Raw genomic sequence first — 10103 nt, forward strand, 5'->3', positions numbered from 1 at the left:
AAACCCGTAACGTTAGTATGGGTTTCTACCGCGCACCCGCGCGGGCCGTCCTCAAGCCCAATCGGCGTGAAAACTGCCCGGCTTGTCGATGCGCTCGAACGTGTGTGCGCCGAAGAAGTCGCGCTGCGCCTGCACGAGGTTGGCCGGCAGGCGTTCGGCGCGATAGCCGTCGAAGTACGCAATCGCCGACGAGAACGCCGGCACCGGCACACCCGCCGACACGGCCTGGACCACCACCTCGCGCAACGCCGCCTCGTAGTTCGCGGCGATGTCGCGGAAATAGGGGTCGAGCAAGAGGTTCGCGAGCTGCGGATCGTGCGCGTAGGCGTCCATGATCTTCTGCAGGAAGCGCGCGCGGATGATGCAGCCCGCGCGGAAGATCTTCGCGATCGTGCCGTACTGCAGGTCCCACTTGTAGTCGTCGGAGGCCGCGCGCAGTTGCGCAAAACCCTGCGCATAGGAGATCACCTTGCTCAGGTACAGCGCGCGCCGCACCGCTTCGATGAACGCCGTGCGGTCCCCCGCAAACGGCTTCACGGACGGCGCCGAAAGCACCTTGCTCGCCGCGACGCGTTGTGTCTTCAGCGACGAGAGCACGCGCGCGAACACCGACTCGGTGATGAGCGGCAGCGGCACGCCGAGATCGAGCGCATTCTGGCTCGTCCACTTGCCGGTGCCCTTTTGCGCGGCGCGGTCGAGGATCACGTCGACGAGATCCTTGCCCGTCTCTTCATCCTTCTTGCCGAAGATCCGCGAGGTGATGTCGATGAGATAACTGTCGAGTTCGCCCTGGTTCCACGCGGTGTAGACCTGGCCGAGTTCCTCGTTCGAGAGGCCGAGCACCTGCTTGAGCACGGCGTAGCTTTCGGCGATCAGCTGCATGTCGCCGTACTCGATGCCGTTGTGAACCATCTTCACGAAGTGGCCCGCGCCGTCCGGGCCCATGTACGCGACGCACGGCGCGCCGTCCGGCGCCTTCGCCGCGATTTCGGTGAGGATCGGCGCGACCAGCTCATAGGCATCGCGCGGGCCGCCCGGCATGATCGACGGACCTTTGAGCGCGCCCTCCTCGCCGCCCGACACGCCCGTACCGATGAAATGCAGGCCCGCCTGGGCGAGTTCCTGGTTGCGGCGGATCGTATCGGTGAAAGGCGTGTTGCCGCCGTCGATCAGGATGTCGCCCTTGTCGAGCAGCGGCTTGAGCGCCGCGATGGTGGCGTCGGTCGGCTCGCCCGCCTTCACCATCATCAGGATGCGGCGCGGCTTTTCCAGCGACTCGACGAACGCTTCCAGCGTATAGGCCGGAACGAGCTTGCGGTCGGGGAATTCGGCGATCAGTTCGTCGGTTTTCTCGCGGGTGCGGTTGAAGACCGACACCGCATGACCCCGGCTCTCGATGTTGAGCGCCAGATTGCGGCCCATGACGGCCAGCCCCACCACGCCGATTGCCTGCTTGCTCATGTTGTATCTCCACTTCGCTTTGACGGCGACGCCCAGGGCGCCAATCGTGCAAGGATAAGGGAATCGTCCAGGCGCTGCCTGTACCGAGGCACGGCGTGCCCGGATTCACCGCTTCCTGAAGACCAGACTGAAGTTGTTCGCGGGCATCGGCACACGCTGCTCGCATAAAAGGCCTTGCGCCTGCGCGAGCGCTTCGACAGCTTCCATGTCGCGCACGCCCCATGCCGGATCGCGCTCGCGCAACTGGGCGTCGAATGCCTCGTTGCTCGGCGCCGTATGCGCGCCGCCGCGCCGGTACGGCCCGTAGAGCACGAGCGCGCCACCCGCCGCGAGACGCTGGCCCGCGCCGTTCATGAGCGCAATCGCCGCCTCCCATGGCGCAATGTGGATCATGTTGATGCAGACGACCGCATCGGCCGCATCGATCGGCCACGGCTCGCGGCGCACGTCCAGATCGAGCGGCGCGAGCAGATTCGACAGGCCCGCGTGCTCGCGCCAGGCCAGGATCGAGGCACGCGCGAGCGGATCCGCATCGCTCGGCTGCCATTCGATATCGGGCAATGCCGCCGCGAAATGCACTGCGTGCTGGCCCGTGCCGCTCGCGATTTCGAGCACCTTGCCGCGTGCGGGCAGCGCACCGCGCAGAACTTCGAGGATCGGCGCGGCGTTGCGTTCGGCGGCTGATGCGAAAAGGCGCGCGCTGGAGTGCGGTTCGCTCATCGTTCGATGTCCGTATTCGTGGCGGTTCGGGGTGGTTCGCCGCCGCTTCGAGCCGTGTCGGCAGCCGTGTCGGGCCGCTGTCCGGCATGTTCCTCGTGTTCGTTAAAGCGCGGCATCAAACGCGCGGTAAGCCCTTCGAGCGTCGCGGCACACGACGCCTCGACCTTGAGCGCGAGCAGCGGATCGGCGCGCGTGCGTCCGAAGTTCACCGCCGCGACGGGCTTGCCGCGCTCCTGCGCCCAGGCGCAGAAACGATAGCCCGAGTAGACCATCAGCGACGAGCCGACGACGAGCACCGCATCGGCCGCATCGAGCGCCACCGCTGCCGCCGCGACCCGCTCGCGCGGCACGTTCTCGCCGAAGAACACCACCGACGGCTTGAGCATGCCGCCGCACGCGGCGCACGCAGGCACGGCGAAGGGCAGGTTGCCGTCGAAATCGAGATGGGCGTCGCCATCCGCGGCCGGCGCGGCGAACGCGCCCGCGACTTCGGGATTATTCGCTTCGAGCAGCGGCTGAATCGACGCGCGCGTGTACTGCGCGCCGCAATCGAGGCAGTGGACATGGCCGATGCTGCCGTGCAGTTCGATGACGCCGTGGCTGCCCGCGCGCTGATGCAGTCCATCGACGTTCTGCGTGACGAGCGCCGACACGTAGCCCGCGGAGTCGAGACGCGCGAGCGCGCGATGCGCGCCGTTCGGCTGCGCGAAGCCGACAGCCGGCCAGCCGAGCATGCTGCGCGCCCAGTAGCGCCGCCGCCAGGCTTCGGAGCCGGTGAATTCCTGCAACGTGATCGGCGGCGAGCGCTTCCACGCGCCGTTTTCGTCGCGATAACCCGGGATGCCCGAATCGGTGCTGATGCCCGCGCCGGTCAGCACGAACAGGCGCGGATGGCGCTCGACGAACGCGTGCAGCGCGTCGAGCGCATCGGGCGCGGGAGCGGCGGGAGTCAGCAGGTCGGATTCGGTCATGGCGGGTTCGATTGCGCGCTCGGGCGTGGGCGGCGCACTCAGCTCAGTTGGCCGGTTTGCGCGGTTGCTTCGGGGCTCGCTTTGGCGTCTGTGTTGCGGCCTGCTTCGGGGCCTGTGTTGCGGCCTGTGTTGCGGCCTGTGTTGCGGCCTGTGTTGCGGCCTGTTTTGGAGCCTGTTTTGGAGCCTGTTTTGGAGCCTGTTTTGGAGCCTGTTTTGGAGCCTGTTTTGGAGCCTGTTTTGGAGCCTGCTTTGGAGCGCGCTTTGCGGGCGGTTCACATCGGGTCGGAACCTTCGGTGTCGTATCGCCCGCAGGTGCTTCCCCGGCCTCGCGTGCCGCAGCTTCACGTCGTGCGGCCTCGCGCGCTTCCCATGCGGCAAGCTCGGCGCGCCAGGCGTTCAGCGCTTCGGCGTAGAAATCGAAAACGCAAGGATCGCAGCCGGAGCCGCAGCAGGCATCGTCGTCGGGACGTATGGGTGGCTCGGGGCGCGGATCGTCCTCGGGCCGTGGAGGCAAAGACATGGGTGTTCGGTCGTCGTGGCAAATCGACGACCAGTATACGGGACGTGCTGCGTGCGCGTGCGATGCCGCACGGCCCGCCCGAAGCGGGCCGAACCGTGCACAGCCGCCCCGGAACCAAGGTTCGGCCACCGTTTTCTGACAGCATCAATGACATCGTCAGCCGCTGGCCATCTAACAATTCTCAACAATTAATATTTAGCAATGCTGATAGAATGGCCGACGCTCCAAACAGGAGCGCCCTCTCCAGATCGTTCACACGGATCAGCTTGCCGCACCGGATGCGCAAGCGATGCGCCGAAGATTCGCCCGCTATCAACGCAACAAGAACGATGGCCTGGCGATCTCACTCCACGTTTAAAGAAAGTTTGAACACGAAGACACGCATACCGCCGGTTTCCTCGCACTACTGGGCTTCAACCCGGGCTTCAATCCAGGCCTCACTCCAGGCTTCGCTCCGATCCGCCCTGCGCAGCGCGCTCGTCATGGCGACGCTGGCACTGTGCGTGCCGCTCGCACACGCGGCCGACAGCGTGCTGTGGGTGGGTGACAGCCGTACCTACATCGGCAATCTTCCCGAGGTGTACAGGGCGCTGGTCAAGGCCGTCGACCGGCGCGACATCCGGGCCGACATGCTGGTGGAAACAGGCGGCGATCTGGACGACCGCGTGCGCAGCCAGGCGCTGGCGCGCGAACTCAAAAAGCAGAGATTCGATGTCGTCGTCCTGCAGGAGCGCGGCAACCTGGCGAGTTGCATGCTCGACAAATCCGTGCGTAACGATGCGGGCTGCAAGGCCAGCGCCGCCGCCTTTGCGAACCTCGCGCGGATTGCCCGCGCCCACGGCGCCAGGGTCTACGTGATGGGCACGCACCAGGAGAGCCCCATGGACAACCGCATCGTCAACCGGGCCGAAGCGATCACGAGCGTGCGCATCAAGGCTGACGGGCACGTGCCGACCGGCATGGCCTACTTGATGGCGCAGCAGATCCAGCCCGGCTTCCGATGGGTGACGGCCGGCGACAGTTTCCATCCCGATCGGGATCTCACGCTGCTGATGGCGGCCGTGACTTATTACGCGATCGAGAAAAAGTGGCCGGAACCCGTGGACGTTCCGCTGGCCTACCGGGCATTCGATCACAGCGTGAATTTTGGCGACGACGCATTGGGTTCGACCCAGAACACCCACATCGGGATGATTCGCGAAGTCGTGCCGGCCCGGCATCTGGCCGAAATCATCGAGGTCGGCAAAGCCACCATGAAGTGATGTCCAGAGAGTGCGCGTTCGCAGGTTCGCGCTCGCCAGCCGGCGAGGCACGCACTGCGCCAGGAACGCGACGCTCGTTTCACGTGGACGATGGCACCGCGCGCGGGAACGGTGTCCGTCTGCTTCCCCTATCTCCCCCGCTGCAAGGCCCACCATGAACATCGACTTATACGGCACGCTCGTTGCCGCCTCACTCGTCCTGCTGCTCGGCGGGCGGCTCGTCTCCAGGCTGCCGCTCTTGCGCCGATGGACCATTCCCGAGCCCGTCGCGGGCGGTCTCGTCGTCGCGCTCATCCTGTTCGGGTTGCATTCCGGCGCGAATATCGACGTGAAGTTCGACACCAGCCTGCAAACGCCGCTCATACTCGCCTTCTTCGCCACCATCGGCCTCAATGCGAATCTCGCGAGCCTGAAGATGGGCGGCCCGGTGCTCGTGCGGTTCCTCGCCGTGGTGATCGGGCTGCTCGTGCTGCAAAACGTGGTCGGCATCGGCATGTCGCTGTGGCTCGGCATCGATCCGCTTTTCGGGCTGCTCGGCGGTTCGGTCACGCTGTCCGGCGGACACGGCACCGGCGCTGCGTGGGGCCGCGTCTTCAGCGAAACGCACGGTCTCTCTTCGGCCACCGAAGTCGCCATGGCGTGCGCCACGTTCGGGCTCATCATGGGCGGTATTCTCGGCGGGCCGGTCGCGGAGCAACTGCTCAAGCGCATCGGTCGCCGCGGCGCCGCAGCCGGCGAAGCCGCCGCACCCGACGCCTACGCCTTCGAAGAACCGAATGCCGAACAGCCCACCACGCCCGCCGCATTCATCAACACGCTCACGCTCATCGCCATCAGTCTCGCCGCGGGCAGTGCGATTTCGCGTCTGCTTGCGGGCAGCGCGTTCGAATTGCCCACGTTCGTGTGCGTGCTGTTTGTCGGCGTGTTGCTCTCGAACGGGCTCGCGTACTTCGGGCGCCCGGTCGCCGAGCACGCGGTCGCGCTGATCGGCAACGTGAGCCTCGCGCTCTTTCTCGCGATGGCGCTCATGACGCTGCGCATCTGGGAGCTCAGCGCACTCGCGCTGCCGGTCTTCACGATCCTCGCCGCGCAGACCATCCTGATGGTGCTCTACGCGATGTACGTCACGTTCCGCGCAATGGGCCGCGATTACAACGCCGTGGTGCTCGCCGCGGGCCACTGCGGCTTCGGCCTCGGTGCGACGCCCACCGCCATCGCGAACATGCAGGCGGTCACGGCGCGCTACGGCCACTCGCACGTCGCGTTTCTCATCGTGCCGATGGTGGGCGCGTTCTTCATGGACATCGTCAACGCCATCGTCATCAAGCTCTTTCTCGCGCTGCCGCTGTTCCACTGAAGGCCGCCGGGACCGCCGCGCGTTTCGGATAGAATCGGCTGATTCGCCTCTCCGACGCGCGCGCGGCCCGATCATGTCCCTTACCGCCTGGCTCTTCTTTCTTCCCGCCTGCTTCGCGCTCAACATGGCGCCGGGGCCGAACAACCTGCTGTCCATCAACGTGGCCGCGCGCTACGGCTTCGCCCGCGCAGTGGTGGGCGGCATGGGACGGCTCGTGGCGTTCGCCGCGATGATCGCGCTCACCGCTGCGGGACTCGCGGTCGTGTTGCGCGCTTCCGAAACGTTCTTCCTGGCAATCAAGCTCGCGGGCGCAGCGTATCTGGTCTGGATCGCCATCCAGCTTTGGCGCAGCGACGCGGCGCCGACAGGCATGGCCCTCGAAGAAGACGCGTCGCTTGCACGCATCGCGTGGCGCGAGTGCCTCGTGGCCGCGGGCAATCCGAAGGCGATCCTCGTTTTCACGGCGTTTCTGCCGCAATTCGTCAACGTGGCTAAACCCATGGGCCCGCAGTTCGCCGTGCTCGGCGCGAGCTTTCTCGTGCTCGAATGGATCGCCATCGCGCTCTACTCGCTCGCCGGTGTGTACCTCGGCCGCTGGCTCACGCGCCAGGCCGTGCGCCGCTGGTTCAATCGCTGCTGCGGCGCGTTTCTCGGCCTGATCGGCGTGAGTTTCCTGCTCGTGCGTCATCGCTGATCGCCACGCTCCATTCATAAGCTTTTATTGATGGTTTCACCGACAAACTTTAACTGTCGTTAATCCACGCATCCCCCTATGCTCGAACCATCGTCTGTCGATGCGGCGAGCGGCACGCTTTTTACTGCACGCTTTTTTAAAGCATTGACCCGTCCTGCCATGGGTTGACACTTTTTAGCCGCAAGAGCGGGATTATCTGTGGCAGGATGCGTGCAGAATCGTCTCAAAGCCCCGCCCAGCATGGATTTACGTGAATTCCAGGCAAATTGCTGTGGCGCATGCGCGGGAAAACCCCGAGGCTCAGGGCAGCTTGGTGCACGGGATTCGGTGCACGAGATACACAAGCGCGAGATACACAAGGCTCAGCGAGGTGCAGGCGAGCCGCGCATCACTTTCTTGAAAATGAAAAAGTTGATGCGCATAAAGTTTTGCTCCGCCGGGCTTTAGAACGTGTCGCGCAGTAAACGCAAAACGGGAGGCCCTGGAGCCTCCCGTTTTGCAGATAACAACGTTGCGTACGCTACGCCGTCCCGGTCAATCGAGGAAGTCGCAATGCTTCTCGACGTAGGCGGCGAGATCGAGCGAGTGCTGCCGCACGAGTCGCTCCACCAGTTCGGTGTCGCGCTTTTCGAGTGCCTCGATGATCCGCAGGTGGTCGACGATCGAACGCGCCGCGCGGTCGCTCTGCGAAATCGTCATGCGTCGGATCGCGCGCACGTGCACGAAGATGTTCTTGATCGTTTCAAGGATCAGTTGCGACTTCGAAAGCTCGACGATCGCCTGATGAAACGCGATGTTGGCGTCCGAATACTCGGCAATATGCTCCGCCGGCGTACTGTCGCGGAAATTGTCGAACATGTGGCGCAGATTCGCGATTTCCTCGTCCGTAGCGTGAATCGTCGCGAGCCGGGCGGCCATGCTCTCGAGCGCGGCCCACATCTGGATCATCTCGACGATCTCGCGCTTGCTCTTGCGCACGATATAGATGCCGCGGCGCGGCACCATGCGCAGGAAGCCTTCTTGCTCGAGCAGCGTCATCGCCTCGCGCACCGGCGTGCGGCTGACGCCGAGCGTCTCGCTGAGCACGCGCTCGTCAAGCCGTATTTCCTCGCGCGACTGGTAGATGTCGGCGTCCGCGATTGCCTGACGCAGCATCGCGTACGCCTGATCGCGCAGGCTCAGCGTCGCGTTGATAGGCTGCAACGCGAGCTGGAGCGGCGCGGGAGAAGGATGGGCTACAGCTTCAGTTTGAAGTTCTGACGACATTCATTGCCTCTTTACGGAACTGCGGACGATACGCCGGCTGCTTTGCGACCAGCGCCTCGCCCAGACCGGCAAACCGGCCGTGTTCCGCTGCCGTTTCGACGGCCGACTTCGGCAGCCATTTGGCGATCAGAACGGTGGCGGCGGCGCCTAACCCCAAGACAGATGCGCTGAAGAGCGCGAGAGAGACGAAATCCATTTGAAGCTCCATCAGATTGAGTGATCGAATGGCTCAATCCTATGCTGCGTCGCGACAAAGAACAATATTCTGTATGTGATATATCAAACGCCGTCATTTGTCTGCAACACGTGCTTCAATGGGTGCTCGCCCGTCGGGTTTGCGGCCGGCCCACGCGGGCCGGATTTGACGCTAAAGAATCAATCCTAGATAGAAATCGACCCCGACGGCAAGAGGGAGTAGCGGTCCGGACAAGCGAACGACCAGCAGCCGCACAGGCGTGCGCCGTCCCCCCGAAGCAGAACGCCGGGTGAGCCGCTTGCTGGGCGCACCCGGCGTCAGGAGAAAACCGGCCGCATCAGAACTTGTGGCGCAAGCCGAAGTTCACGATCGTCTGCGTATTCGTGCCCGAATAGCCATACGAGCCGATCGACGCTTCAGCCGGCATCGAGCCGCCCAGACCGTCGCCCGTTTCGCCGCTTGCATGCTGCCAGGCCGCCGTCATGTAAAGGTCGGTGCGCTTCGACAGGCTGTAGTCCGCGCCGATCGACACCTGGTGGTAGTTCGCCGACGTGTCGCCGTTCGCCCGCGTGTAGCTGTAGCCGATGCCGAGCAGCAGCGCCGGGTTCAGCTGGTAATTCACGAAGCCCTGCCCCGTGTTGTATTTCTGGGTGTCGCGGAACACCGAACTGGCGTCCGGCGCGTACCGCGCATTGCTGTAGCCGAGCCCCATCGTGAACGGGCCGATGATGTACTGCGCCGCCGCCCGCGCAATCGCGAGCGAGCGCGCCGTTGCGTAACCGGCGTTGATCGGGCCGTCGAAGGGGCCGTCCGAGGTGCTGATCCAGGTCCCGCGGATGCCGAGCGCAGCCTGGTTGTTCGCCGCGTAGAAGTAGCCGCCCGCGAGGCTGAGCGGGCCGCTGTTCCAGGCCACGGCGGCCGCGTACGACTGCTCGGCGCCCGTCGCGCCGGCCACGCCGCCAAAGGCGTACATGGCCGAAGCCCGAAGGCCGTTCCACATCGGAGTCGTGTATTTGACGGCGTTGTTCACGCGGAAGCTGTTGTCGTAGTTATCGACGTCGCCCGGGGTCGCGAAAACCGATCCGAAGTAGTTATCCGCGGTAATCCCCTGAACCAGATCGATCAGCGGGTCGTACTGGCGGCCGAGCGTGAGCGAACCGTACTGTTCGGCAGTCAATCCAACATAGGCCTGACGCCCGAACAGGCGGCCGCTCTGCCCGGCCGAGCCCGTCGACGGGTTGAAGCCGTTTTCCAGCTGGAAGATCGCCTTGAGACCGCCGCCGAGATCCTCCGCGCCCCTCAGGCCCCAGCGCGACCCCGAAAGATTGCCGAAACTGTTGTTGCCAAGCGACCACTGATTCGCGCTGCCGTTGGCGTGGTTGATGAAGGTGATCGATGTGTCGATGGTGCCGTACAACGTCACGCTGGTCTGCGCATGAGCCAAACCTGCGGCGCAAAGCGCCGCCAGCGAAAGAGATGTCAGGGCGAGTTGGTTCACGTCATTCTCCCGGCACAGTAAAACATCACTTGGCAAACCAGACTAACTCTCCCGGGCGACGAAGTAAAAGAATTAAAAAGGGTGTCTCAAATTGTTAACAGCGACCCGTGGTTTTATCCAGATGTTTTAAAAATGATTGCATCGACAAACAAATTCAT

The 10103-nt window shown here is 64.3% G+C and carries 9 protein-coding genes and 1 pseudogene; 3 read left to right on the top strand and 7 right to left on the bottom strand.

Annotated features, from left to right (window positions below):
* Positions 1–51: 51 nt before the first annotated feature.
* From gndA to EPN59_RS12715, 4 genes and pseudogenes are all read right to left on the bottom strand, one after another.
* A complete protein-coding gene (gene gndA, locus EPN59_RS12700; protein ID WP_293038328.1) occupies positions 52–1461 on the bottom strand; it encodes an NADP-dependent phosphogluconate dehydrogenase in 1410 nt (469 codons plus the stop codon).
* 105 nt (positions 1462–1566) lie between these two features.
* Positions 1567–2181, bottom strand: coding sequence for a DUF938 domain-containing protein (locus EPN59_RS12705; RefSeq protein ID WP_293038326.1), 615 nt, complete (start codon positions 2179–2181; stop codon positions 1567–1569).
* Positions 2178–3152: an NAD-dependent protein deacetylase gene (locus EPN59_RS12710; protein WP_293038323.1), complete on the bottom strand. Its 975-nt coding sequence runs from the start codon at positions 3150–3152 to the stop codon at positions 2178–2180. Before EPN59_RS12710 ends, EPN59_RS12705 begins: the two co-directional genes overlap by 4 nt.
* Positions 3153–3498: 346 nt before the next feature.
* Positions 3499–3672 (bottom strand): annotated as a pseudogene (locus EPN59_RS12715) (oxidoreductase-like domain-containing protein); the annotation flags it as partial.
* Between the two features lie 482 nt (positions 3673–4154).
* On the opposite strand from EPN59_RS12715, the gene EPN59_RS12720 reads away from it, so the two are divergent.
* From EPN59_RS12720 to EPN59_RS12730, 3 genes are all read left to right on the top strand, one after another.
* Positions 4155–4934, top strand: a complete 780-nt coding sequence (locus tag EPN59_RS12720) for a hypothetical protein (protein WP_293038320.1) — start codon at positions 4155–4157, stop codon at positions 4932–4934.
* A 154-nt stretch (positions 4935–5088) separates the two neighbouring features.
* Complete coding sequence (gene gltS / locus EPN59_RS12725; protein ID WP_293038317.1) at positions 5089–6291, top strand: sodium/glutamate symporter; 1203 nt, start codon at positions 5089–5091, stop codon at positions 6289–6291.
* Between the two features lie 73 nt (positions 6292–6364).
* Positions 6365–6985 carry a LysE family translocator gene (locus EPN59_RS12730; RefSeq protein WP_293038315.1) on the top strand — a complete coding sequence of 207 codons (621 nt, stop codon included), beginning with the start codon at positions 6365–6367 and terminating at the stop codon, positions 6983–6985.
* A gap of 534 nt (positions 6986–7519) precedes the next feature.
* Here EPN59_RS12730 and EPN59_RS12735 read toward each other — a convergent pair.
* The 3 genes from EPN59_RS12735 to EPN59_RS12745 form a co-directional block, all read right to left on the bottom strand.
* Complete coding sequence (locus tag EPN59_RS12735; protein WP_293038312.1) at positions 7520–8251, bottom strand: GntR family transcriptional regulator; 732 nt, start codon at positions 8249–8251, stop codon at positions 7520–7522.
* Positions 8229–8447: a hypothetical protein gene (locus tag EPN59_RS12740; RefSeq protein ID WP_293038309.1), complete on the bottom strand. Its 219-nt coding sequence runs from the start codon at positions 8445–8447 to the stop codon at positions 8229–8231. Before EPN59_RS12740 ends, EPN59_RS12735 begins: the two co-directional genes overlap by 23 nt.
* Positions 8448–8784: 337 nt before the next feature.
* A complete protein-coding gene (locus EPN59_RS12745) occupies positions 8785–9945 on the bottom strand; it encodes a porin (protein WP_293038306.1) in 1161 nt (386 codons plus the stop codon).
* Positions 9946–10103: the final 158 nt, after the last annotated feature.

The sequence above is a fragment of the Paraburkholderia sp. genome, assembly GCF_004298475.1.
GTDB classification, from domain to species: domain Bacteria; phylum Pseudomonadota; class Gammaproteobacteria; order Burkholderiales; family Burkholderiaceae; genus Paraburkholderia; species Paraburkholderia denitrificans.